The sequence below is a fragment of the Rhodopseudomonas sp. NSM genome (assembly GCF_052445935.1).
Lineage (GTDB): Bacteria > Pseudomonadota > Alphaproteobacteria > Rhizobiales > Xanthobacteraceae > Rhodopseudomonas.
On sequence record NZ_JBQTCH010000002.1, the window covers coordinates 686969 to 711847 of the forward strand.

The following is a 24879-nucleotide window of genomic DNA, read 5'->3' on the forward strand; positions in this document are numbered from 1 at the left end:
CCCCGCCTCGATCACAGGCCTCAATCATCCGCCTCGATCGCCGACTGCCCGATCCGCGCGCCGGCGGCGTCGCGCGGCTGCAGCCTGTACCAGGCGACCCGGCCGGGTTCGAACTGGGCGCGGCCGCGCTTCGACCACAGCGGCGGGGCGTGGTCGCCGACGATCAGGATCTCGGGCCGTCCCATCGCCGGATCGCGCGCCAGCCGGGCGGTGACGTCGAACACGTCGCGCCAGAGTTCGGCCATGCGGCAGACGTCGACCCGGCCGAATTCGCCGCCGTCGTCGCCGCAGTGGAAGTCGGCGGCCGCCTCGGCGGGCGCGACCGGCACGTGGCTGTTGAGCGTCAGCCAATAAATGAAGCGCGGCTTGTCGCCGGCCGCGGGCGCGCGCGACGCCGCCGCGATCAGCGGCGCGAGGTCGGCGTCGCAGGCGCCGCGGAAGGCGCCGCCGCAGGCGCGGCCGGTGGTCCTGATCAGATCGTCGCCGAACAGCGCGCGGTCAAAGCCGATGGTCGGGTACCATTGCTCGCGCTCGAACATGCCGCCGGCGAAGCCGTGCACCGCGACGGTCACATAGCCGCGCCGGGCCAGCCGGTTAGGCAGGCAGCCGGAGGTGTCGGTCGCCACGTAGTCCTGGTAGAACATCCGCGTGTTGCAGAGTTCGCGCATCTCGCCGGAGGTGGTGGAGCCGAAATAGCCGGCGTGTCCGGCGGTGACGGCGTAGTCGCCGGTGACCGCGGGATCATACAGCGGCGCAGCGACCTTCGCGCGCGCCGCCGGATCGCGCAGAAAGCCGAGGCTCTCCACCATCACCACCAGGACGTTGCGGCCGTCGGCCCCGGCCGCCGCCGCGAAGCCGGAGACGTCCGCCGCAGACCGCACCGGCTGGTCGCGCCCCATGGTGGCGCCGAAATGATAATGCGGCGACACGTTACCGACGAAGTCGAGCGCGGCGAATCCTGCGGTCAAGACGAACAGCGCCGGCACGCTGGCGCCGGCCAGAGCAGCGCGGCGGCGCAGGCAGGAAAGCGCCGCGACCGAGGTGATCGCGATCGCGATGATCAGCGCCGCATACAGCGGCGAGGCGAAGAACTGGATCCGCTGCGCGCGATCGATCGCGGCGAGAAACTCAACCGGCGCCACGCCGAACATCAGCGACAGCGTGCGCACGATGTCGAAGCCGAGCACGACGACGAACAGCGGCACGATCAGCGCGAACGGCACGCTCCGCGCCAGCGCCGCGACGCTGGCATAGAGCAGGATCGCCTCGGTGCGCGGCGGCAGGCCGATGTCGACCAGCGACGTCATCGTCAGCAGCGACAGCAGATTGGGGATCAGCAACCCGCCGGCGATCAGCCTGGCATTGGCGCGGGCGAAGCGCACCAGCGGCGCGGCCCCCTGCGAAATCTCAGCGGCGACACCTGCAATCGCGGACATCGGCAATACTCATTGTTGCAACTATCGATTCGGAAAATATCGGAATGAACGCTACGGTTGAAATTGCGAAATCGGAGTTAATTCGATGGCGAAAACAGGCGCTACGCAAATACCGAGCACCACGGGCCTGAACCGCCATCGCATCGTCGCGGCTGAACTCCCGGCCGCGGCGCGATGAATCGGATTGAAAGCAAGTCGCGCGCGGCTTCGCCGCGCCGGCTGTTACTTGCCGTCGAACCACGCCTTCCATTGCGGCACGGCGGTCGCGAATGTGCCGCGATGTGTCGTCGGGCCGGTGGAGACCGCCTCGACCTGCGGATTGCCGCTGCCGATCGCGCGCTGATAGGTCATCGCCATCCGGCCGAGGCCGACGCTGATCACCTCGTCGCTCTCGCCGTAGTAATTGCGCACCGGGGTCCGGATCACCCAGCGATAGGCATTGGTGGCCGCGACCAGCCGGCCATAGGCGGACGCGGCGAAATACTGCGAGTCGAAGTAATCGGGGCGGATCAGCTTGCGCAAATCGGTCGGGATGTCGGCGGCGTCGTAGGGCTTTCGCTCATAGGCCTTGCGGGAAATCTCGTAGGCCTCCTCGGTGATCAGCGCCCGCGCCAGGCCGGGAATGCCGTAGTAATTCTCGAACGAGAACGACGACAGGATGAACAGCGTCGTCACCCAGCTCGCGTCGTTACTGCGCGGGAGATCCAGGAAGCCGCTCAGCGCCACGGAAATATCGACCGGCGCGCTCGCGGTTGCGGCGGCCGCGACCGGCACGCCGTCGCTCTCCAGCTTCTCGAGCAGCGCCATGGCGACGAAGCCGCCCTGCGACCAGCCGGCGAGATACAGTTTCGGCGCACTCAGTTTCATCTGCGCCAGCACGGCGCGAGACGCGAGCAACATGTCGGCGGTCGCCTGCTGATGGCTCTGCTTGACCATGTAGCCTTCCGGTTCGGTGGAGGCGCCCATGCCGAAATAATCGGCGCCGATCACGATTCTGCCCTGCCCGGCGAATTGCGCGATCATCAATTGGGTCTCGGGCGACTGCTCCGGGAACGACGGCACCTCCTGCTTTCCGTACACGGTGCCGTGCTGATACGACACCATCGGAAACGACGTGGCGGCGGTGTCCGGAATCGCGATCAGGCCGGTGGCGGTGATCGGCCTGTTGCCGCGCTCGGGCACCACCGACGCATAGGTCACGCGATATAGTTTCACGGCGTTGGTGGCGGGCGTGTAGCTGACCGGAATGCCGGCGAATTTCGGTGTGTCGGTGGTGAGAATGTTGTTGAGGCGATCGACGTCCCAGCGATCGAGATACTGATAGGAGACGCCGGAGCTGACCTGCACGTTTTCGCGCGAAGGCTGCGCGGCGGCGGGCGACCATGCGAGCGCTGCGCCAGCCAGCACCAATGCGATCCGGACCAGGCGTGTCATCATCATCATCATTATCTGCCGCCGAGAATTTGCCGCCGAGACGTTCGCGTTGAGCGCATGCGTGTAGCAGCCGCCGGTAAAGATTGAGTTCCGTCGACGCGGACTTGGAACTTGCTCACTCGCACGACGCCCGAGCGCGAATCATCGCAATGCGGCAAGACGACATCGTCCGCCGCATTGCGAACGCATTGTGAGCGCTCCTTCGCCACCAAAGCCGCGACAGATACGACGCTTGTGTTTGCCGGCTGTTTCGGTTAAGGTCCTTCAATTCGATTAGCCGCTGTGACTTTCTGAACGCGCCTGCGGGCTCCTTCCCAAAGACATCGATTAGTTGAACGACGACGTGTGATCGTCATGCGTCTATATTCTTTGGAGAAGACAATATGCCGACAGGGACCGTGAAGTGGTTCAATGGACAAAAGGGCTTCGGCTTTATCGCGCCGAACGACGGTGGCAACGATGTGTTCGTTCACATCAGCGCCGTTGAGCGCGCTGGGCTTTCGGGCCTCGCCGAAGGTCAGAAGGTGAATTTCGAGCTCAAGACCGACAAGATGCGCGGTAAGACGAGCGCGGAAAATCTCGAGCTGGTCTGATCCAGCTCGCTCCGTTTCACGGATGTACTGAAACGGTAGGTGTGACCCGCTCGATCCTCTGCGATTGGGCGGGCGTCGCCATGTCTGCAGGTGTGTTCCCTGAAGGCGCGGCGTCTACAAGCGAGGATCTCGACATGGTCGGCAAAAGCGACAGCGAACGATCCCCCGCGAGCCTCGACCGGGCCCGCAAGAAGCAGCTCGCCAGCGAAGAAGGCGCGCGCACCATGGCCCAGTTCCAGACCGAAGCGGTCAATGTGCGCAAGAACATGGAGCGGCTGCGGGCGCTGCGGCTCGCCAAGGAAGCCAAGGCCGAGAGCGACGCCCAGACCGCTGCGGAGAACGCTCCCCCCGCCAAGAAGAAATCGCGCAAGAAGGCCTGACCGCACGGCGACGGCTGTCCGGGCCTCGGTCCGAAGCTGTTCTTCCGGGTTGGTGTCCGTCTGGAGCTGTATCCGTCTGGAGTTGAGAATGGCCGTGCCTGACGACTTCAAACTGATCCGCGAAATCCGCGACGCCGGCGGACGCAAGCAGGTGTTCAACCCGCGCGAACAGCACCGATACGAAGACCTGGTGGTGCTGGGCTGGCTGAAGCGCTCGCCCCCGCTGGAGTCCAAATCGGCGTTCTACCAGATCACCGAACGCGGCCGCTCCGCGGCGGTCAGAAGCTGACGCAGCTCGGCCGCACCGCCACCATCACCGCCTGCTGCCTGAAGCGCCGCTTGTAGGCTTCGGCGATCTCGCCGAGCGCCGCGCGCCGGCCCGCATCATCAGCGAACACGATCGTCACCAGCTTGGACTTTTCCCGGACGATGCGGCTGCGCCCTGTGTCGCGCCATTGCCCGGCGCCGTCGACCACGGTGAAGCCGTCCGGAAATCGCGGCGTGATCTCCTCGGCGGCGAACCTCCTGAAGTCGGCGTCGCTGACGCCCGGCCGGTCGCCGATGTTGCGGCCGAAGGCGAGTTCGGCGCTCAGCATCGGCCGCGACGGCGGCAGACACGCCGGCGCCGGCAGCGCGGCGCAGCCGGCCAGCGTCGTCGCGAGACTGCAGGCGATCAGCAAGCGCATCATCTCGATCTCACCCTCGCCGCAGCGTCTTCAGATAAGCGCATAACATATCGGCCACCGCATCGGCATAGCCGGCGATCTCGTCCGCGCCGCGCGGGCGGCTGGAGAAATCCTTGCCGACGGCGGAGAGCGTGCCGGTGATCAGCTCCGCCGCGCGCACGCGAATGGCCTCGGAACTGCGCGGCGCCGCCTCGCGCATGAAGGCCGCCATGGTGCCGTCCATCGCGGCCCGGGCCGCGCGGGCCTCTGGCGCGTCGCGATACAGCGGCGCGGCGTCGTCCAGCGCGCCGCGAACCTCCGCCTCGTCGCATTCGGATCGGATGAAAGCAAGCACCAGCCGGCGCAGCCGTTTCGGCGGCGGATCGCGGCGGTCCTCGAGGATGTCACGCAGCATCTGCGCGGTCTGCCGCCACTCGTCGCTCTGCAGCCGAAACAGGATCGCGGCCTTGTTCGGGAAGTACTGATACAGCGAGCCGACGCTGACGCCGGCCTTGTCGGCCACCCGCGCGGTGGTGAAGCGCTGCGCTCCCTGCTTCGCCAAAACCTGAACAGCAGCCTCCAGAATGGCAGCGACCAGCTCCGTCGAACGCGCCTGTTGCGGCTGCTTTCGCGTGGAAATCGAGCCACTTGGTCGGTCAGCCATCGTCGCCTCGGGGAATGCGAATAGAAACGCGAATAATTATTCGTATTTTCGAAGAGCGCAATATCGCGCTGACGTCCCGGAGTTTGCAATGACCACCCTCACCACCGCCCCGCTCGCCCCGCTTTTGGCCGAGCTGTTCGATGATGCCAATGTGCGCTCGCCGGCCGGCGACCCCGCCTTCGCCGATCTGGTCGCAGATCATGACCGGCTGATGCGGAGCAAGACCGACTACCTCGCCTTCTACGGACGGATGAAGGATCTGCCGCTCGCCGTCTCGCGCGAGACCGGCGCGCTGCTCTACATGCTGGCGCGCAGCCGCCGCGCAGCCACGATCGTCGAATTCGGCACGTCTTTCGGCATCTCCACGCTGCATCTGGCTGCCGCGCTGCGCGACAATGGCGGCGGCCGGCTGATCACCACCGAGTTCGAGCCGTCGAAGCTGGTGCGCGCCAAGGCCAACCTGGCCGCCGGCGGGCTCGCCGATCTGGTCGAATTCCGCGAAGGCGATGCGTTGCGGACGCTGCGCGCCGATCTGCCGGAGCGGATCGACCTGGTGCTGCTCGACGGCGCCAAGGCGCTGTATCCGGAGATCCTCGCTTTGCTCGAGCCGCGCCTGGCACCCGGCGCGCTGATCGTTGCCGACAACGCCGACTACGCGCCGGATTATCTGGCGCGCGTGCGCTCGCCGGCGCACGGCTATCTGTCGGTGCCGTTCGGCGACGAGGTCGAGTTGTCGATGCGGCTCGGCTGACGACGATCGGCCCGCACGCCGCGGGCCGCCTTTGCCAGATCCACTGGCCGTAAAGCGTTGACGTCAACCAACGCGCTCGACGATCCTCGCGATCGGCGCGCGCCGCATGCGGGAGCCGGCCGCGGTGGCGCGTCGATCACTTCTTCAGCAGGTTCTCCGAGGACTCCGGCGCCTTGCCGTCGGATTGCTCGGAGACTTCCCTGGTTTCATTGCTCAGATTGCCCTCGCCGTAGCTGACCGGCCTGCGTTCCTGTTCGGCCTCGGCCTCGCCGTCGCTCCCCTCGGGCTGCGCTGCCGGCGCGCTCGCCGCGTCCCGACGGAGGATCGGTATGCCTTTCGGAAACACCACTTCGCGCGCCGGATCGGGAAGCTCGATCCCGCCCTTCTGCAGCGCCTCCTTGGTGAGCCGCAGCAGCGCCGAATTGATCTTGGCCGGGGAATAGGTGGCGCTGGCGAACCAGTAGTAGATCCGAAGATTGACGCTCGCCTCGCCGAGCTCTTCGACCAGCACCAGCGGCTCCGGCGTGTCGAGCACGGCGGGATGCTGCGCCAGCACCCCCGCGATCAGCGCCTGCGCCTTGGTGGTGGGCGAATCATAGCCGATCCCGACCGCGAAGGTCGCGCGCCGGCTCGCCGTGCTGCTGAAATTGACGATCGTGCTCTTGAAGACGATGGCGTTGGGAATCTGCACGTAGTTGCCGGCGAGCGTGAGCAGCACGGTGGTGCGCACGTTCAGGTTCTGGACGATGCCGGTGTTGCCGGCGACCTCGATCAGATCGCCGGTACTGAACGGATTGCGGACGCTGAGCAGAATGCTGGCGAGGAAATTCTCGGCGATGTCCCGGAAGGCGAAGCCGACGATGATGCCGATCAGCCCGGTGCCGCCGAGCACGGTGAGTGCGAGGCGCGTCAGCCCGGCGACCTGGAGGACGAAGTAGATGCCGAGCAGATATATCGGGATCGAAAACGCCGCAACGACCACGGACTGGAGCAGCGACGACGGCACGCGTCGGGCGAAGAACATCCGCGCAAACAGTCCAACGAGACGCGCCAGGCCCCACGTCACCAGCAGGATGACGGCGGCCAGCAGCAACCAGGGCCAGGCCTGAACCGCGTGCCGATAGATGGTGACGAACTCGTTTCCGGCGAGACCGAAGGTCGAGCCGAGATTCGCATCGACCTCGATGCGATTGACCACCGCGACGGTCCCCTCGGTGTTCTGGGCGAGGGTGCCGGCCCAGCGCCGATGGTCCTGGGTATCGGTCCCGCCTTCGAGAAACACCACGCCGTCCCGCACCGAAACGGCGGGATTCCGAAACCAGTTGGTCGATCGCAGGATGCGCTGGATGCGGCCGGCGATCGCCTGATCGTCGGCGGTGGGATCGACCTCGACCGGCTTCGAAACCGCGGTGTCGGCCTGCTCGCCCAAACCGGCCGGCGGGGTCTGGGCGGACGCCAGCGTGGCACAGGCCACAAGCCAGACGGCGATCAGCGCCACCCTCTGCGCGATGCCGAAGATCCGCCCGTGCCGGCCGGCGCCGCGCACGCCAGAGCCGAGTCGACGGCGCGAGAGCGAACAATCCATACCTGCTCCTGTGTGAAATCGGGGGCGCGCGTCACGGAGACGCGCCGTCATCGGGCGCGCGGACCCCGCACCCGGCCAGCCGGTACGGCCGGCGGTTCCGCAGCCAACGGGCGCCGCAACACATTGTTCCCGCGAAGTTCCCGCCAAGTGCGGCCACAGAATCAGGCTCTACTGCTTCTCCCGCGTCGCGAACAGCACCGCGAGCAGCGCGCAGCACATCACCGCGGTCGAGACGTAGCCGTTGACGTGCAGCAGGCCGGCCGCGAACAGCGCCCCGCCGATCGCCGAGCCGATCGCCTGGCCGACATACAGCACCGACGTGTTGAGCGACACGGTGACGCCCGCGAGCGCCGGATCGGCGGTGAGCAGGCGCACCTGCTGCATCGAATTCGCGGCGGCAAAGCCGAGGCCCCAGATCGCCACCGACGCGGCCATCACGGCGAAATGGCCGGCACCGAAGGTCCAGCCGGCGATGCCCGCGAGCATGAAGGCGGTGAACAGCGCCGAGGTGTTGTAGGCCCCCCAGCGGTCGACGATCCGGCTGGCGATCACGCTGCCGGCGAAGCCGAACACGCCGTAGAGCGCGAACACCAGGCCGATCTCGGCGGCGCCGGCGCCGGTGAGCCCGGTCAGCAGCGGACCGAAATAGGTGAACACCACGAACTGCCCGGAGGTCTGCAGCGACGACACGCCGAGCAGCTTGAGAACCCGGCGGTTGCGTCCGACCGCGGCCCAGGTGCGCAGATCGACCGGCGCCGCGCGCAGCCCGCCCGGCAGCCGCGCCCACAGCAGCGCGAACGACACCACGCCGATCGCGCCGATCAGGCCGTAGGCCTCGCGCCAGCCGAAATGGCCGGCGATGAAGGCGATCATCGGGACGCCGAGCGCCACCGCCAGGGACCAGCCGAGAAACACATAGGCCATGGTGCCGCCGCGCTTTTGCGGCGACACGATCAGCGCCACCGCCCCGGCGGCCTGCGGCGTGTACAGCGCGCCGACCGCGAGCATCGCGACTCGCAGCAGCAGCAGCACCGCGTAGTTCGGCGCGAAGGCCGAAGCCAGATTGCCGAGCGCGAGCACCAGCAGCGTCGCCGTCAGCAGCACCCGGCGGTCGATCCGGCTGGTCAGCCACGCCGACAGCGGCGAGCCGATGCACAGCACCACCGCGCCGAAGGTGATCAGCAGCCCGGCGTCGCGGACGGTGACGCCGAGGCCGTCGGACAATTCACCGAGCATGCCGGCCGGCGCCAGAACCGAGGTTCCGGTGACGAAATTGCCGAGCATCAGGGCGGAGGGAGCAAAACTGCGGGACACCCGCAAAGGTCTATCAGGGTTTCAATGCAGGTGCATTAACATTTCACGACCGGACCCGGCGGGCGTGGCGACGCGGTTATCATGCGCTCGGCTCGAAGAACCGGTATCCATTCCGGCCCCCGGACTTGACGGCATAGAGCGCAACATCGGCCATCTTGAGCATGGCCGCGGCATCCGTCGGCGAATCCGGCACCAGCGCAATGCCGATGCTGACTCCGACCGAAACCTCGGACCCATCGAGATCGAACGGTTGCGAGATCAGCCCGACGATTCGCTCGGCCAGACCTTTCGCCGCTTTGAACCGGTCCTTCGAGCTGAACTGAATGATCGCAAACTCGTCGCCGCCCAGGCGGGCGAGGACATCGGTCTTGCGGACGGAGGATTTGAGCCGTTGCGCAGCTTCCCGAAGCAACTGGTCTCCCGCAGGATGCCCGAGCGTGTCGTTGACCTGCTTGAACCTGTCGAGATCGAGCATCAACAATGTGAACGGCTCGCCGTTCCGCTCAAGACGCGCCAGAGCGCTCTCGATCGTTTCATCGAAAGCCGCACGATTGGCCAGCCCGGTCAGAAGGTCGTGATGCGCGAGATAGAGAATCTCGGCCTCGCGGCGTTGCTGCTCGGTGATATCCTCATGCGTGCTGACCCAGCCGCCTTCCGGCAGAGGCTGTCGGGTCAGATTGATGAGCCGCCCGTCGGACAGCTTCTGGACTCGGCTGGAGGCGGCGTCGGTCGCCAGGGCGTAGAGCTTCAGCCATTCCTCCTGACTTGCGGTGTCGCCGGCGACGACGCCGTTTTCGATGCAGAATCCGACGATGTCCTGGATATTCGTGCCGACCTGCTGCAGTTCAGCAGGCAAGCGATACAGCCGCGCGTACAGATTGTTGCACATCACCAGCCGACTATTGGCGTCGAACATCGCGACTCCGTCGCCCAGATTCTCGAGTGCGACCTTGAGCCGTGCCGCCTGGACAATCTGCTCCTTTTCACGCGCCAGACGGAGCTGTGCGAGTTCGACCTTCGTTCGCCGGGCCACCTCGCCTTCGATCAGTTCACGGAATTCGTGCGCGAGCGCGATATCGCCTTCCTGCCAGGGGGCGGAATAGCCGCTGACGGTCTGGGTCCAGACGGCGAAGGATGTGCGCGGCGAAATGACTCCGGTGGCCGCGTCGGCGACGGCGGCTGCGGTCGGGTCGCCGCCCCACCGCGTGGTGCGGGACTGCTCCGGACGGAACCACAGGATCGCGTCGCCGGCGCCTGCCGGCAGCGGCAGCAGCATCGCGCCACTGCCCTCCCGCTTGCATTCGGACAGTTCGGGATGGCGCAAGCCGAGGTCGTCGCAGGCCAGCAATCTGCCGGCGGTTTCGCCACGCAGCAGCGCGAGGGCCCGCTCGGCCTGGCGGCGCGGCGGCGTCCGTCCGATGCGGCGAACCGTCCCGGCGAAACTGATGATGGCGCCCGCGGCATCGACCAGATCGAGCAACTCGGATTCCACCGCGGCGAATGCCTCGAGCATCGTCGGCGCGAACGCGAACTGCTCGGCGAGCCGCGTCATGGTGGCGCTGCGCTCGGCTCTTTTCTTTGCGGCCTCGGCCTCGCCCAGAGGACCCAGCAATGTCGAAACGAACTGTCCCAGAATGTCGGCGGACGCGCGCAGTTCCGGGCCCGGATTCCGCGGCGTGCGGTGGTGGCACACCAGCATGCCCCACAGCTCCGCCCCATCCGCCAGGCCGATCGTCAAGCTCGCCGCAGTATGCATGTTCTGCATGTAGGCCAGATGGTAGGGCGAGACGCTGCGCAAGGTGCTGCAGGTCAGATCGAGCGGCGCCTCGTGCTCGAGCGTCTGTCCGGTGAGCAGCGGCACCGGCCGATAGCGGGAATCGACGATGGCGCCGACGCGCTGGCGCAAATACAGCTGCCTTGCCTGAGGCGGAATGTCCGATGCGGGATAGTGAAGCCCCAGATATGGATCCAGATCGGAATGACGCGCCTCGGCGATCACCTCGCCATGCCCGTCCCTGTCGAAGCGATACGCCATCACCCGGTCGTAGCCGCTGATCTCCCTGAGGCTGCGCACCGCCAGCGCACAGAGTTCTCGCTGCCCCTCGGCAGACCTGAAAGCGTCCAGCACGGCCCGGACCCGGTGAACCGGCGAGATCGGCGCAACACTCGGCGAAACAGGTTCAATATCGATGCAAAGCTGCGGGCCGACCCGGTACGCGGTCAGATGCAGGTCTTTGCCGTACCAGCCGGACATCTGATACAGCGTGCTGTGTTCGCGGGATAGCGCGTCCAGGATCGCGGAACTGGCGAGGGCCCCGATCGATTGCTGAAGCGTTCGTCCCAGCGCAGCGCCGGCGGAAATGCCGAGCATCTCGTCGAGATTGGCGCTGGCATGCGTGACCCGCGAATTGTCGATCCGCGCAGCGAGCAAGGCGCCGTGCGGCTGGATTGCGCCGGGGATATGGATCGGCTCTCGGTCGCAAATCGAATAGTCCAGATCTGATTGCACAATATCACTCGCCATGCTGATCGTTTCTTCGGTGCGGGCCCGGGAAAGGCGGCGAGTATCAGCCACGATTGGAATGCCACGCCCATCGCTTGGGATCGGCGAGATTTGCCAATGCACCCCGGGGAGGAACTGCACGCCCGGAAGATGGACCTACCAGTGGCTTGGAGTAACGGCCGCAGATCAGAATCGTTCCGTTGCCAGAGACGCCGGCGTCCCGGTCGCAGGCGGCGCCGCTCAGATGGCCTACCCCTGCCCGGGGCCGGGCCGGTGAAACGGCGGCGGCATCGGCCTGCGCTGGCCCGGCGGCGGCATCCGCGTGCAGGCCGGTTCAACCTTGCGCCATGCTGTCTCGAGGCCGCCGGTGCCGATCTCGAAGCTGTTCTGCGAGGTGCCGCCGTCCGCCAGCGGCGTGACTTCGCCGACCTGCAGCGACGGCGCGGCGAACAGCTTCGCTAAGTCCGCTGCGGGAATGGCTGCGCCCCACACCTCGAAACGGTCGCTGCGCGGGAGCCGGATGAACCGTGCCGGCGTCCACGTTCCCGAGGACATCGCCACCGCGACCGCGCCGGCGCCGGCGCCGATGTCGCGGCCGTACAGCAGCGCCGCGTGATTCTTCGGGGCGCAGGTCAGCCGCCATTCCAGATCGACGAACCGGCCGCCGTGCCGGGCGAACGCTGCCTTACGGACGAACGGACGGTCGCCGGTCTCGACCGTCCAGGGCGTTTCGCCGAAGCTTCGCGGATCGATGCGAAAGCGATGCAGTTCGTCCCGCGTCAGAAGACGCTTGTTCTCGTAACTGACGGTTTCGATCAGGTCGAACAGATCGGGGCCGATGCCCATCTCGGCGATGAACGCCTTCAGGTCGCGATCCGATTTGGCCCGCGCCTTCGCCATCGCCTCGTCACGCTGCCGCTCGGACACGAACTGCTTGAAATCGAGCACGATCTTCGCATTGTGGACGCCGAACACGACGCCGGGCCCAACCTCACGCGTGGTCGCGCCGAAGAACATCAGGCCGCAAGCCGAATTGCACATCGCGCCGGCGAAAGCGATGTGGGCGCGGCGCTCGTGGCCCGCGCTCTTGATCATGACGCAGGCATCGTCGGTCTGGCCCCCGGGACAGGCGTCGACCACGGTCCGCCCGATCCGCGCCGTCAGATTGCGGGCGCGCAGCAACCGCGCAATGGCGAAGGCCTGACTGCCCTCGCCGCCGGGAGAATGGAAGTACACCGGGCGCCGGCTGTCCCCCAGCGCCGCCAGGAACTGCTCGACCCGCGCGGCAGCGGCATTGTCGACTCTGCCCTCGATCGCGATCCAGCGGTCGCAGCCTTTGCCGCAGGAATCGGACGCGCCCCTGGCCGAATAGATCAGCAGCGTCGGCGAATACCCGCTCCCCGGCGGCGGCGGTTGCGCATGCGACGGCGCGACGGCGGCGGCGGCGCACAGAACGAGCATGGACAAGGTGACGGCGCGGAAATTCATACCGGCGGCAATCGATCAACAAGCAAATCGCGATCTGCATAGCAACGGCGTGTGACAGCGCTGCGCGCCGCGTCCGGTCCGTCCCGATCGCGCAAACAACGATCCCGCTCTATCCCGCGTCACCCCGCCTGCACCAGCGCAGGCAGGCCGCGCGGCATGCCCCTTGGGCGGAGCTCAAAGCCGCTCGAATTCGACCGTCATCCAGAACGGGCGTCGCGCGAGGCGCCGCTCGACAAATCCAGCGGTCTTCAATTTTTCCCACAGCACGCCGAATCCCGACGGCGCGCCGTGCACCTCCAGCCCGATCACTTTGGCTTGCCGGAGCGTGGCAACCGGGGCGTGTTCGATCACGTCGAACTCGGCGCCCTCGATGTCCATCTTCAGGTAGTCGATGTGGGTCAGGCGCTCCTGCTCGAACAAGGTTTGCAGGGAGATGCCCTGCATGACGACGGGAGAGGAGGCTTTGTCGGTCGACGTGATCATGCGGGAATGGCTCGGAATGTCCGGCGCACCGTCCATCGTCACCGTGCCGTCCTGTCCGGTGATCGCGGCCTGCCGACACCGCACCCGATCCTGAAGCGAATTGCGGGCGACGCAGGCTTCCAACCGGCTGAAATTCGCCGGGAACGGCTCGACCGCAAAAATGGTCGCACGGGGCGCGGCGGCTGCGGCCATCACCGTGAAGGCGCCGATGTTGGCGCCGAGATCGACGACGATCTCATCGTCCCCACCGACGCGGTATTCATCGCCGAACAACACAGCCCAGACGGTCGTGAGGTCGTTCCAGTCGTCGAGCTCGATCGTATGCCCGTTCCGGAGATGAAATTCGTACGGCCAATTGAGTCGCTTCAGTCCAATATATCCCTGAATCACATCGTCCCATTGCGGGGTGTGTTCGATGCAGCGGAAAAGCTCCCCTGCTCTCGAGAAGCTGCGAAGCCCTCGCAGGACACGGCTGTGTATCATCGTCGAAAAGCCCCTCTGAGTATCGTTAACCGCCCGCGGCAATGGCCGGGCATGGCGGCCGTCCCCTCCCCAAGGCCATCCATTTCCGGGGAATGGTGCGGGAACATAGCTGCGAATTGTGAAGCTGCGAATTCCGGCCGCCACAACCCCGCTGGTCATCGCAGTTGCGCCGCCGCAGCGGCAGCGATATCCACTGTCACCCGCTTACCTGCGCTCGTGTGCAGGAGTGAGCCACAGGAGAACGACATGACCGACAAGACCCCCGCCGACAAGGCCGCTTCCGACAAGGCCGCCGCCTCCGGCTTCCAGTTCACCCTCTCGAACCTCAAGCCGGCGGTGAATGCCGGGCAGATCACCGTGACCTTCCCGGACGGCAAGACCCGCGATTATCCGCGCGGCACCACCGGGCTGGAGATCGCCAAGGGGATCTCGCCGTCGCTGGCCAAGCGCACCGTGGCGATGGCGCTGAACGGCGTGCTCACCGACCTCGCCGACGGCATCGAAGACAATGCCAGTATCGATTTCGTCGCCCGCGACGACGCCCGTGCGCTCGAACTGATCCGCCACGACTGCGCGCATGTGCTGGCCGAAGCCGTGCAGGCGCTGTGGCCGGGCACGCAGGTGACGATCGGCCCGACCATCGAGAACGGGTTCTACTACGACTTCTTCCGCAACGAGCCGTTCACGCCCGAGGACTTCGGCGCGATCGAGAAGAAGATGCGCGAGATCATTGCGCGCGACAAACCCTTCACCAAGGAAATCTGGAGCCGCGACGAGACCAAGAAGGTGTTCGCCGACAATGGCGAGATGTTCAAGGTCGAGCTGGTGGACGCGATCCCCGAAGACCAGACCATCAAGATCTACAAGCAGGGCGACTGGTTCGATCTGTGCCGCGGCCCGCATATGACCTCGACCGGCAAGATCGGCACCGCCTTCAAGCTGATGAAGGTCGCCGGCGCGTATTGGCGCGGTGATTCCAACAATCCGATGCTGACGCGAATCTACGGCACCGCGTTTGCCAAGCAGGAGGACCTCGACGCGTATCTGAAGCAGATCGAGGAAGCCGAGAAGCGCGACCACCGCAAGCTCGGCCGCGAGCTCGACCTGTTCCACTTCCAGGAGGAAGGCCCCGGCGTGGTGTTCTGGCACGCCAAGGGCTGGAGCATCTTCCAGTCGCTGGTGGGCTACATGCGCCGCCGGCTCGCCGGCGACTACGACGAGGTCAACGCGCCGCAGATCCTCGACAAGGTGCTGTGGGAGACCTCCGGCCACTGGGACTGGTATCGCGAGAACATGTTCGCGGCGCAGTCCGCCGGCGAGGACGCCGAGGACAAGCGCTGGTTCGCGCTGAAGCCGATGAACTGCCCGGGCCACGTCCAGATCTTCAAGCACGGGCTGAAGAGCTATCGCGACCTGCCGCTGCGGATGGCCGAGTTCGGCATCGTGCATCGCTACGAGCCGTCGGGCGCGATGCACGGGCTGATGCGGGTGCGCGGCTTCACCCAGGACGACGCGCATGTGTTCTGCACCGAGGCGCAGCTCGCCGACGAATGCATGAAGATCAACGATCTGATCCTGTCGACCTACGCGGATTTCGGCTTCGACGGCGAACTCACCGTGAAGCTCTCGACCCGACCCGACAAGCGCGTCGGCACCGACGAGATGTGGGATCACGCCGAGCGGGTGATGGCCACGGTGCTGTCCGAGATCAAGGCCAGCGGCGGCAACCGCATCAAGACCGAGATCAACCCGGGCGAAGGCGCGTTCTACGGGCCGAAATTCGAATACGTGCTGCGCGACGCGATCGGCCGCGACTGGCAATGCGGCACCACGCAGGTCGACTTCAACCTGCCGGAGCGCTTCGGCGCGTTCTACATCGACGCCGACGGCGCCAAGAAGGCGCCGGTGATGGTGCATCGCGCGATCTGCGGCTCGATGGAGCGCTTCATCGGCATCCTGATCGAGCATTTCGCCGGCAACTTCCCGCTGTGGCTGGCGCCGGTGCAGCTCGTCGTCGCGACGATTACCTCGGAAGGCGACGAATACGCCAAGCAGGTCGTCGCCGCGGCGCGGCGCGCGGGCCTGCGCGTCGACATCGATCTGCGCAACGAGAAGATCAACCTGAAGGTGCGCGAGCATTCGCTGGCCAAGGTCCCGGCCCTGCTGGTCGTCGGCAAGAAGGAGGCCGAGACGCATTCGGTCTCGGTGCGACGGCTCGGCAGCGACGGCCAGACCGTGATGCCGACCGCCGAGGCGCTCGCCGCGCTGGTGGAGGAAGCGACCCCGCCGGACGTGCGAAGGATGCGCGCGCAGGCGGCGTAATCGCCGCGCGGCGGCCTCAGGCCGCCTCGCCTGCGCGAGCGGCTTCAAGCGTTGCGGTCGACCGTGGCCGACTGCGCGACGGCCTTCTGCATCGCGGCGATGGCGGCGTCGAGTTCGGCGCGGCTGTATTGCGGCGCGGTGCCGGAGCGCGGCGTCCATTCGCTTTGCGTCTTGGCGGTGTCGGCGATCTCGACCTTGCCGCCGAGCAGCCTGGCGTAGGTCTCCGCCCGCCATTGCGCCAGCGCCGGGCCGACCAGCGACGGCTCGTCGAGACCGCTGACGGCGGATGCGGCGGCGCCGCTCATCTCCGCGATGCCGCCATTGTACAGCGTCGCCACCACCTGATTGCCGACCTTGACGGTGGCGTAGACGTCGTCCGGCTCGTTGTCGGAGCGGCCGCGCGGCGCCGTCTCCTGCTGCTGCAGCCAGACCCGGGCGATGTCATCGACTTCGGCGGACGTCGCCTTCCGGACCGCCTCCGGATGCGCCTTCATCAGATCGGCGAAGCTGTACACGTCGCCTTCGAAGCTGAGGCCGTTCTTGCCGGTCGACTTGTCCGAGTCCGCCTTCGTCACATGCATGTACGGCGTCAGCACATGGCCGTGTCGGTCGGTGATGTTCATGGTGGCGCCCCATCGCAAGTTCGTCCGGAACAAGTTCGTCCGGGAAATGGGCTGCAAACGTCGCGCCACGAAGAAGCCTTGTCCGATCAACACGATCGCGTGGCCTTCTTGGCCGGCACCGCGGCGACAATTGCCGGTGGCGGCAAGCTTTTCCTATGGCGAAGCGGGACGGTCGCGCGCGCCGGATTGGTATGGTTCTGATCGAACCTTGCGCCGAGATGCGATAGATTGCCGGCACGAAGCGTGCGCCCGCGGATCGCTGCTGCGGGCGGCGCTGGAGCAGATGGAGAGCAGCCATTTCCGACCCGATCGAATTCTTCAAGACCCGCCGCTCGGTGAAGCCGCGCGAGATGACCGGGCCCGGCCCCTCTGCCGAGGAGCTGGAGACCATCCTCACCATCGGCGCGCGGGTGCCGGATCACGGCAAGATCGCGCCGTGGCGCTTCATCGTGTTCGAAGGCGAGGCGCGGGCGCGCGCCGGCGAGGTGATCGCGCAGGCGTTCGCGCGCAATAAGGCGGACGCGACGCCGGACGAGATCGCGGTCGAGCGCGGCCGGCTGATGGAAGCGCCGCTGGTGATCGCGGTGGTGAGTTCGCCGAAGCCGCATCCCAAGGTGCCGGCGTGGGAGCAGGAACTCTCCGCGGGCGCGAGCTGCATGAACATCGTCGCCGCCGCCACCGCGCTCGGCTACGGCGCCAACTGGCTCACGGGCTGGATCGCCTACGACCGCGACGTGCTGACGGGGCTGGGCCTGAAGGACGGCGAAAAGCTCGCCGGCTTCATCCACATCGGCAGCCGCACCCGCGACAACGAGGACCGCCCGCGGCCGGCGCTGTCGGAGATCGTGACGCGGTTCTGAGGCGTTACGAACCTCTCCCCGCGCGCGGGGAGAGGTCGACCGGCGGAGCGCAGCGCAGCCGGTCGGGTGAGGGGGCGCCTCGACACGGCCGAACGTTCACGTGCGAGCAAGCGGGCGCATCAACTGTGGATGATCACCACCGCTGCGACTCGCGTCGCCCTCACCCCAGCCCTCTCCCGCAAGCGGGAGAGGGAGCGCGCCGCGACGTGTCGTTAGTTCACGTGATCTGCTGCAGCTCTGTCGAATCTTGATACCATCGATCCTGCGTGCCCCGGATGCTGCGTAGCGCGCCGCACGGATTCATCGGCATCGCCCTGCCCGCGGCCTCACGCCGCCTGCGACGCCTGCCTTCCGAATTTCGCCAACAGCGCGCCGATCTCGGCGGCCGGGCGCGCCGGGCTGAACAGGAAGCCCTGCACCTCGTGGCAGCCTTCGGCGCGCAGCGCGCGGAGCTGCTCGACCGTTTCGACGCCTTCGGCAAGCGTGGTGATGTTCAGGCTGCGGCCGAGGCCGGCGATGGCGCGGACGATGGCGAGGCAGTCCGGCCGCTCGGTGAGATCCTTGACGAAGGAGCGGTCGATCTTGATCTTGTCGAACGGGAAGCTGCGCAAGTAGCTCAGGCTCGAATAGCCGGTGCCGAAATCGTCCATCGAGATCCGGACGCCGAGGCTGCGGAGTTGGTGCAGCGTCGCGAGATTGGCCTCGCTGTCGGCGAGGAACAGGGATTCGGTGATTTCCAGCTCGAGCCGGCACGGCGACAGGCCGGATTGCGCCAGCGCCGAGATCACAACCTGCACCAGATTGCGGCTGCGGAACTGCACCGGCGACAGATTGACCGCGACCTTGATGTCGCCCGACCAGCGCGCCGCCTCGAGGCAGGCCTGCCGCAGCACCCATTCGCCGAGGCCGACGATCAGCCCGATATCCTCGGCGATCGGAATGAAATCGGCCGGCGAGATCATGCCGCGCTCGGGATGGCGCCAGCGCAGCAGCGATTCGAAGCCGCTGATGCGGTCCTCGGCGAGGTCGATCAGCGGCTGATAGTGCAGCTCGAAATCGCCGTGCGCGAAGGCGTGGCGCATGTCGAGCTCCATATCGCGGCGGAGCTGCGCCTGGCGATCCATCTCCTTTTCGAAGAAATGATGGCAGCCGCCGCCGGCCGCCTTGGCGCGGTACAGCGCCATGTCGGCATTGCGCAGCAGGGCGTCGCAATCCTCGCCGTCGCCCGGCGCCAGCGCGATGCCGATCGAGGCGCCGATCACCACGTCGAGCCCGTCCATGTCGTAAGGCGCGCTGACGATTTCGATCAGCCGCGCTGCGAAATCGCTGGCCTCGTTCGGCGACGTGACGTGCGTCAGCACCACTGCGAATTCGTCGCCGCCGAGCCGCGCCACCAGATCCTGTCCGCCGACCTGCGCGCTCAGCCGCTCGGCGACGCAGCGCAGCAGCCGGTCGCCCATCGGATGGCCGAACGAGTCGTTGACGTTCTTGAACAGATCGAGATCGAGGCACAGCACGCCGACATTGGCGCCGCTCGCCCGGCCCTGCTCCAGCGCCTGCTGCAGCCGCTCCTGATACAGCGTGCGGTTCGGCAGGTTGGTGAGGCCGTCGTGATGCGCCATGTGGGCGATCTTGGCCTCGGCCTTGCGCCGCTCGGTGACGTCGACCACGGCGACGAGGAAGCCTTCCCGGCCGTCGAACACCACGCGGCGGCCGAAGGTCATCACCTGGATCTCGGTGCCGTCGGCCTTGACGTGACGCCAATTGCCGCCGGACTGGTAGCTGTCACCGACCTGCAGCAACGCGTGACTATGCGCCGCCCATTCGTCGCGCGGCCAGATCTCGCGCAGCGTCATCCCCAGGAAGGCGTCGCGGTCGTAGCCGTAATGCTGCACGGCGGCGTCGTTGACACTGAGGAATTCGGTGGTCGCCGCGTCGAACACCCACATCGGCATGGGGTTGCCGTCGAACAGCAGGCGGAACGATTCCTCGCGCTTCTTCAGCGAGGTGATGTCGGAGATCGTCACCGAGACGATGTCGCCGAAGGCGGTGACGCCGAGGCTGAGATTGCGCTCGTCAGTATCGATCGCGATGGTGTCCTGACCGCCGGTGTCGATCAGCGCGAGCAGGCGCGCCATCACCGCCGGCTCGCACAGGAAATGCCGCCCGCCCGACAGCCGGCTCCATTGCAGCGCGGTCACCGGCTGATGCAGCAACGACGAGGCGCCGTCATTGAGGTGGACGATCTGGAGATCGAACGGCCGGTCGTCGGGGCCGCGGATCGCCGTGAGCGAGACGATGCCGTCGTCGGTCGACGAGAAGATCGCGTCGAGCAGATTGTAGCGGAAGCCGTCCTCGTTGACGTAGACGCCGACCAGCGTGCTGCCCCAGCGCGAGGTGGTCGGCAGCGCCAGCAGCACGTATTTCTGCACGATGCCGTCGCGGACGAAATGTGCGGTGCAAAGATGGGGCCGCTGGTTCTGCAGCGCACTCGACGCCGCCTGCACCAGCGCCATCGCACAATCCGGCGACAAGGCGTCGAGCGGGATGTCCCAGCGCTCGTCGCCGAGCCATTGCTGAACGTAGCGGCCGGTGCGCGACACGCCCGGCGCAGCGACCGCAAGTTGAAGCAGCGCCATGTGGTCGGCGAGCCGGCCGAGACTGCCGAGCATCACCTCCTCGTAGCTCGGCAGCGACTGCCCGGCCTGTACCGCGGCGTGCCACTTGCGCTGCAGGATCGCGAGATCTGCGGAGAGCTGAGCGGTCAGCACCTCCCGTTTCATTCTGACGGCCTTCACGTATCGCGTCCCCACGCCAATCACTCGACGCACCTCGACGTGTTCCCGATTAAGACGATGTAAACGCCGCGCCGTTTGGCCGAAAAACCGCTTATTATGAAGGATTTATGTCATGTGATGGTTAGTTCTCGTTAGCTTTGGCGGATGTGTCGAGATATCTGAAATCGAATCGCAATTCATTAGTCCTGATCGCGATGCGATCCAGGATCGACCGATAGGAATTGCAATTCGCAAGCCGGAGGCAATACACTGACGGATGGCTCAGACAGAGAGATTGTTGCGCACCCCATAAGACTGCACTTCACCCCAAATGAACGTCGCGACGCATCCCATAAGACCGTCGTGCTTTTGAGATTGAGACTACCGTTTGCCTCGATTTGCGTGCCCAAGATCAGCCCGAAGCTGGTTGGCGGCGTGTCTGCAGCCACCCGCCGAGCACAAGGCTTGGATCGGACGTCCTGCAGGCATCGGCGGTGCCCAGGTCAGGCTGTGAATGACGGCATCCTGTTCGTAAGCTCGACCCCAGACTGTTTTGGCTGGATCGACCTAAGACGCTACCGCGACGCGCCGTTGCAATCTCTTGGTAAAAATGGGTTGGTTTGGGTTGGGTCAAACCACCCCCAGCCCACCAAGCCTCCGTGAGAACACCCCGAGGGCCGCTCCGGGATGCTCAGAACCCCAGCTGGAATTTTGCCCCGTTCGGTTGGGCAAGCGGTCGCACTCCGGGCTTCGCCATGCGTCCAGACGCCAACTATCGCGACGTCGGTCTCGTTGATTGCTGTCGAATTTCTTGAACCAGGCGACCGAGTCCCGCGTCGTCCGGAAAGTCGGCTGCCAGGCGTTCAGCGTATGTAATCGCCGTACCGATATCCCCAGCGGCGCGGCTGTAGGCGACCAATGCCATCAGCGTGTCACGGTCATGCGGATGTCGAGCGGCGCTTTGTTTCAGGATGGCAACCGCATCTGCGACACGGCCGACCGCTTGCAGAGCGACGGCATAGACATAAGCAAAACGCGTCCGATCGGGGGCCAGCTCGGCGGCCTGGTGAAGCTCACTGATCGCTTCGTCGTGCCGCTTCAGCCGCACCAGGGTCAGCCCCAGACCATGGTGCAGCCCGGCATCCTGAGGCGAGACAGTGAGTGCCTCGCGCAACACCGTTTCGCCGTCGATCTCACGGCCGGATTGCCGGTACAGGTCGGCCAGATTGACCGCCGCCGGAGCATAGTGGGGGCTGAGGCGCAGCGCCGCCTTGTATTCGATCTCGGCTGCGGCCGCCTGCCCGCGTGCCAGCAGGAAACGTCCCAACGCTGATCGCGCCTCCGGCCGATCCGCATTGAGACGCTGCGCGGCGACAAACTCCTCTGCGGCCTGAGCGAACCACTGCCGGTCGGCCGATGGTTGTTGGTCGGTCGGAACCGCCACGAGTAGCGACGCTGCGCGAATACGCACGCCACGAGCCGGATCCGACAGTCGCGGTGCGGCCGTTGCCCATCGCTGCGCTGGCGGTACGCCCTCGAGCAGATCGAGCGCGGCGATCCGCACCATCGGATCGGGGTTTGCCAAACCGGCTTTCGCAAGCTCGAGGGCTTGCGGCGATGGGTGCGAGCTGATCTCGGTCAAAGCCGTGGCACGGACGATATCCGGTGTCGCCGGATCGGTGGCGACCGCCGCGAGAAGGCGGGATGCGTCGGCACCCTCGTCCCAGGCAGCGGCGAACGCAGGTGCGAAGGTCTGGAAGCCCTTGCGTTTCGATCCGTGCCAGGCCTCGATCGCATCGGCGGCCCATTGTGGCGACCGATTGGAATGGCAATCGTTGCAAGTGTTGGGTGTATCGAGCTGCGCCGACACGTCAGGTCGTGGAATACGGAAGCCGTGGTCGTGGCGCTGATCGACTCCCATGTAGGTCCGAACCGGCATGTGGCACGCCTTGCAAGGAAGCGCCTGCTGTGCCGCGGCGTGCCGATGATGCGTGGCGCTCGAGAATTTTTCCGCAGCGTGACACTGCAGGCAGACATTGTCTCCGTCATGCCACAGCTTTCCGCTGTGAGGATCGTGGCAGTCACTGCAGGTCACGCCCGCAGTGTACATCTTGCTCTGTTTGAACGAGCCGTAGTTGTAGACCTCGTCACGCATCTGGCCGTCGGCGTGATAGAGCCCGCGGCTGAGAGGTGAGACCGCATGCGTGTCGGACAGCCATCGGCCCGGCACCCAATCCTCGGACAGTTGCCCTCGCCTTGCGTGACAAAGCCCGCAGGATTCGACTTCGGTCCGAAGCGTCGCGGGCGGCGAACTCCGTGTCGAATTTCCCGTCTTCGGATCAAGCCTCCAGGTGATGTTGTTGCGCTCGGCGTAGCGCACCAGCAAGCCCATCGTGGCGTCATCTGATATTCCGATCGGCCACCAGCTTTGCTGCGCATGGGCCCAACCGACATGACGCGATCCCTGGCCGTGGCAGGCTTCACACCCCACGCTGATCTCGGCCCATGACGTCTTGAAGCGATCGGACGCCGCCTCGTAGTTCTTCCGAACGCCGGTCGAATGGCATTCGGCGCACATGAAATTCCAGTTCTGGTTCAGCCTGGTCCAGTGCAGCGCGTCGTCGTGCCCGATCCGTTCGTCCGGGTAGAGATGAAACCAGCGCTGCCCTCCCTTATCCTTCGGCCGTGTATCCCAGGCAATCGACAGCGCCTGCAGGCGCCCGTCTGGAAATTCGATGAGGTACTGTTGAAGCGGATAAATCCCGAACGTGTACTTCGCTTCGAATGTCGCCAGCTTTCCGTCCGGTCCTTCGGCCTCCACCATGAACTTGCCGTTCTGCCGGAAGAACCGCGACCGAACGCCAAAATGGTCGAAATGCTGATCATTGAAGTCGCCGAGCACGGAGCTCTCGGTTGCGTGCTGCATCGCGGCTTTGTGCTGCGACTTGTTCCACAGCCGGGCCTCGGTCTGGTGACAGCCCACGCAGGTGTCACTGCCGACGAAGGAGGCTGAAGACGTTTGCGTTGGCTTCGACGGCTCTCCGGGGCTCTCCAGTACATGGAATACGAAACCCGCACCGAATAGCACGACCAGCGTGGCGACGGCCACGACCCAAGGCTTCCACCTCGAGAATTCGACGGGTCGACCAGAACCAACAGCTTCCGACATCGGCGGCGAAGAGCGATCCGCGGCCCCTTTCGAATTATTTGCCTTGCCACCGGTCTTCCGCCGCTTGCGCGCCAATCGTCAAATCCTCGAACCAACACTAGGGCGACACACTGCCTCGGCGAGCGAGGGCCGGATCGGTTCATTCCGGGTTGGAAATTCGATCATCGGCTCTTGCAGATTCCCCCACCCCGAGGTTCACCGCCCTACTCCACGGCTGCAGCCGATCTTACTCTCAATTTTACTTCGTTATCAGATGTCTGGATGGCGTTACGGTGCTCTCCGGCGGCGCCGCTGAAACTGCGAACGTCAGCCAGCTGTTCCAGCCCGATGGCCGATTCGCCGCAGCGAACTCGCCGTAGCCTTTGAGATTCAAATATCCGTGCAGGTCACCCATCGGGAAAATATATCCAATCTGCGGACCGACTCCGACAACACGTGATCGGAAGCCGCCGAGGACCGGCAGTCCGCCGCTATCGTCGGAGACTTGCTGATACGCGTATCCAACAAGGCCGACGAAGACCTGCTTGGACAGAAATTTCGATGCACCCCAGTCGAAGTGGAAATCGATGCCGCTCTGATAATGCGTGTCCGGATTCTTGAAATTGTATGTGAATCCGGCAACGCCGGAGAATTCGTAGCCCGATGCAGGGTTGAGATAGGTGTATCCGGCACCGCCGTCGATCGCACCGTGACCAACCCCGAGATTAGCAAGACGGCCCGGATTGTAAGCGCCGACCGGAATATCGCCCGTCACGTACACCATCCAGTTATGAACTCCGTTGTGCCACTTCAGCGACATGATCGGGTAGAGATCGCCGACGGAGGTCAGCGAGTCCGAGATGCTTCCCGTGCGCGTCTGCCAAAACTGGCCAAATCCGGTCGTCAGCGTCCCATCAAGCCCGACGCTGTTGCGGCCGAATATCCCGGTCACGCCGATCGCCAATTGTCCGCCCAGCACCGGTGTCGCGAACGTGTAGGTCGGCGAGAGGATCGTCATATCACCCTGCGCATTCAGGTTTGCGCTCAGGCTGACGCTGGCCGTCGGGGAGAATCTGCCAATCTGGAATTGTTTTGCAGCCGCCACGGCCCCCGACGCATTGACCTGGGTGTGATAGTAAATTGCCCCCATCGACCAGCCCGGGGTCTGTGGAACAGCGGCGAGACTGCCGAACAATCCTGGAAGCCAGAACGAAACACCGACCTCATCGGCGCGTGCGATCTGGGTGGGCACCGCGAGAAAGGCGCCCACCGCGCCGACGCTTAAGCAACGTCGCCAAGATCGAAATCCACAATGAAGTCTATTGCGCCGCATCGCTTTGCCCCAACCAAATCAGTCGTCCCACGCCACC

19 protein-coding genes are annotated in these 24879 nt (G+C 65.6%); 6 read left to right on the forward strand and 13 right to left on the reverse strand.

Annotation, left to right across the window (positions count from 1 at the left end; genetic code table 11):
- Window positions 1-20: 20 nt before the first annotated feature.
- Entirely contained in the window at window positions 21-1436 is a 1416-nt protein-coding gene (locus ACTZWT_RS07485; protein WP_444769027.1) for a sulfatase-like hydrolase/transferase, read from the reverse strand.
- A 222-nt stretch (window positions 1437-1658) separates the two neighbouring features.
- Window positions 1659-2879, reverse strand: coding sequence for an alpha/beta hydrolase family protein (locus tag ACTZWT_RS07490; RefSeq protein ID WP_444769028.1), 1221 nt, complete (start codon window positions 2877-2879; stop codon window positions 1659-1661).
- 374 nt (window positions 2880-3253) lie between these two features.
- Between ACTZWT_RS07490 and ACTZWT_RS07495 the strand changes: the two genes are divergently transcribed.
- The 3 genes from ACTZWT_RS07495 to ACTZWT_RS07505 all read left to right on the forward strand — a co-directional run bounded on the left by ACTZWT_RS07495 (window position 3254) and on the right by ACTZWT_RS07505 (window position 4132).
- Complete coding sequence (locus ACTZWT_RS07495; RefSeq protein ID WP_011441069.1) at window positions 3254-3463, forward strand: cold-shock protein; 210 nt, start codon at window positions 3254-3256, stop codon at window positions 3461-3463.
- Between the two features lie 41 nt (window positions 3464-3504).
- Window positions 3505-3843 carry a transcriptional regulator gene (locus ACTZWT_RS07500; RefSeq protein ID WP_444769029.1) on the forward strand — a complete coding sequence of 113 codons (339 nt, stop codon included), beginning with the start codon at window positions 3505-3507 and terminating at the stop codon, window positions 3841-3843.
- An 88-nt stretch (window positions 3844-3931) separates the two neighbouring features.
- Window positions 3932-4132, forward strand: coding sequence for a TenA/THI-4 family protein (locus ACTZWT_RS07505; RefSeq protein ID WP_444769030.1), 201 nt, complete (start codon window positions 3932-3934; stop codon window positions 4130-4132).
- Here ACTZWT_RS07505 and ACTZWT_RS07510 read toward each other — a convergent pair.
- The gene (locus ACTZWT_RS07510) at window positions 4122-4532 is read right to left on the reverse strand and encodes a DUF3574 domain-containing protein (RefSeq protein WP_444769031.1); all 411 of its coding nucleotides are present in this window, start codon (window positions 4530-4532) and stop codon (window positions 4122-4124) included. The two genes, ACTZWT_RS07505 and ACTZWT_RS07510, sit on opposite strands and share 11 nt — an antisense overlap.
- 7 nt (window positions 4533-4539) lie before the next feature.
- Window positions 4540-5172, reverse strand: coding sequence for a TetR family transcriptional regulator (locus ACTZWT_RS07515; protein ID WP_444769032.1), 633 nt, complete (start codon window positions 5170-5172; stop codon window positions 4540-4542).
- Between the two features lie 88 nt (window positions 5173-5260).
- Between ACTZWT_RS07515 and ACTZWT_RS07520 the strand changes: the two genes are divergently transcribed.
- Window positions 5261-5923: an O-methyltransferase gene (locus ACTZWT_RS07520; RefSeq protein ID WP_444769033.1), complete on the forward strand. Its 663-nt coding sequence runs from the start codon at window positions 5261-5263 to the stop codon at window positions 5921-5923.
- A gap of 136 nt (window positions 5924-6059) precedes the next feature.
- Here the strand turns inward: ACTZWT_RS07520 and ACTZWT_RS07525 are convergent, their stop codons facing one another.
- The 5 genes from ACTZWT_RS07525 to ACTZWT_RS07545 form a co-directional block, all read right to left on the reverse strand.
- Window positions 6060-7508, reverse strand: coding sequence for a mechanosensitive ion channel domain-containing protein (locus tag ACTZWT_RS07525; RefSeq protein ID WP_444769034.1), 1449 nt, complete (start codon window positions 7506-7508; stop codon window positions 6060-6062).
- A gap of 168 nt (window positions 7509-7676) precedes the next feature.
- Window positions 7677-8792, reverse strand: coding sequence for an MFS transporter (locus ACTZWT_RS07530; protein ID WP_444769227.1), 1116 nt, complete (start codon window positions 8790-8792; stop codon window positions 7677-7679).
- Window positions 8793-8901: 109 nt separating this feature from the next.
- Window positions 8902-11346 carry a diguanylate cyclase domain-containing protein gene (locus ACTZWT_RS07535; protein ID WP_444769035.1) on the reverse strand — a complete coding sequence of 815 codons (2445 nt, stop codon included), beginning with the start codon at window positions 11344-11346 and terminating at the stop codon, window positions 8902-8904.
- Between the two features lie 228 nt (window positions 11347-11574).
- Window positions 11575-12792 (reverse strand): hypothetical protein, encoded by a 1218-nt coding sequence (locus tag ACTZWT_RS07540; RefSeq protein WP_444769036.1) that lies wholly within the window; start codon window positions 12790-12792, stop codon window positions 11575-11577.
- 195 nt (window positions 12793-12987) lie between these two features.
- Window positions 12988-13779 (reverse strand): FkbM family methyltransferase, encoded by a 792-nt coding sequence (locus ACTZWT_RS07545; RefSeq protein ID WP_444769037.1) that lies wholly within the window; start codon window positions 13777-13779, stop codon window positions 12988-12990.
- 246 nt (window positions 13780-14025) lie between these two features.
- Between ACTZWT_RS07545 and thrS the strand changes: the two genes are divergently transcribed.
- Window positions 14026-16101 carry a threonine--tRNA ligase gene (thrS, locus tag ACTZWT_RS07550; protein ID WP_444769038.1) on the forward strand — a complete coding sequence of 692 codons (2076 nt, stop codon included), beginning with the start codon at window positions 14026-14028 and terminating at the stop codon, window positions 16099-16101.
- 44 nt (window positions 16102-16145) lie between these two features.
- On the opposite strand, the gene ACTZWT_RS07555 is transcribed toward thrS, so the two are convergent.
- Complete coding sequence (locus ACTZWT_RS07555) at window positions 16146-16724, reverse strand: hypothetical protein (protein WP_444769039.1); 579 nt, start codon at window positions 16722-16724, stop codon at window positions 16146-16148.
- A 296-nt stretch (window positions 16725-17020) separates the two neighbouring features.
- Between ACTZWT_RS07555 and ACTZWT_RS07560 the strand changes: the two genes are divergently transcribed.
- The gene (locus tag ACTZWT_RS07560) at window positions 17021-17584 is read left to right on the forward strand and encodes a nitroreductase family protein (RefSeq protein ID WP_444769228.1); all 564 of its coding nucleotides are present in this window, start codon (window positions 17021-17023) and stop codon (window positions 17582-17584) included.
- Between the two features lie 326 nt (window positions 17585-17910).
- On the opposite strand, the gene ACTZWT_RS07565 is transcribed toward ACTZWT_RS07560, so the two are convergent.
- The 3 genes from ACTZWT_RS07565 to ACTZWT_RS07575 all read right to left on the reverse strand — a co-directional run bounded on the left by ACTZWT_RS07565 (window position 17911) and on the right by ACTZWT_RS07575 (window position 24779).
- Window positions 17911-20367 carry a putative bifunctional diguanylate cyclase/phosphodiesterase gene (locus tag ACTZWT_RS07565; RefSeq protein ID WP_444769040.1) on the reverse strand — a complete coding sequence of 819 codons (2457 nt, stop codon included), beginning with the start codon at window positions 20365-20367 and terminating at the stop codon, window positions 17911-17913.
- 766 nt (window positions 20368-21133) lie between these two features.
- Window positions 21134-23470 carry a tetratricopeptide repeat protein gene (locus ACTZWT_RS07570; RefSeq protein WP_444769041.1) on the reverse strand — a complete coding sequence of 779 codons (2337 nt, stop codon included), beginning with the start codon at window positions 23468-23470 and terminating at the stop codon, window positions 21134-21136.
- 298 nt (window positions 23471-23768) lie between these two features.
- Window positions 23769-24779 (reverse strand): SphA family protein, encoded by a 1011-nt coding sequence (locus ACTZWT_RS07575; RefSeq protein WP_444769042.1) that lies wholly within the window; start codon window positions 24777-24779, stop codon window positions 23769-23771.
- Window positions 24780-24879: the final 100 nt, after the last annotated feature.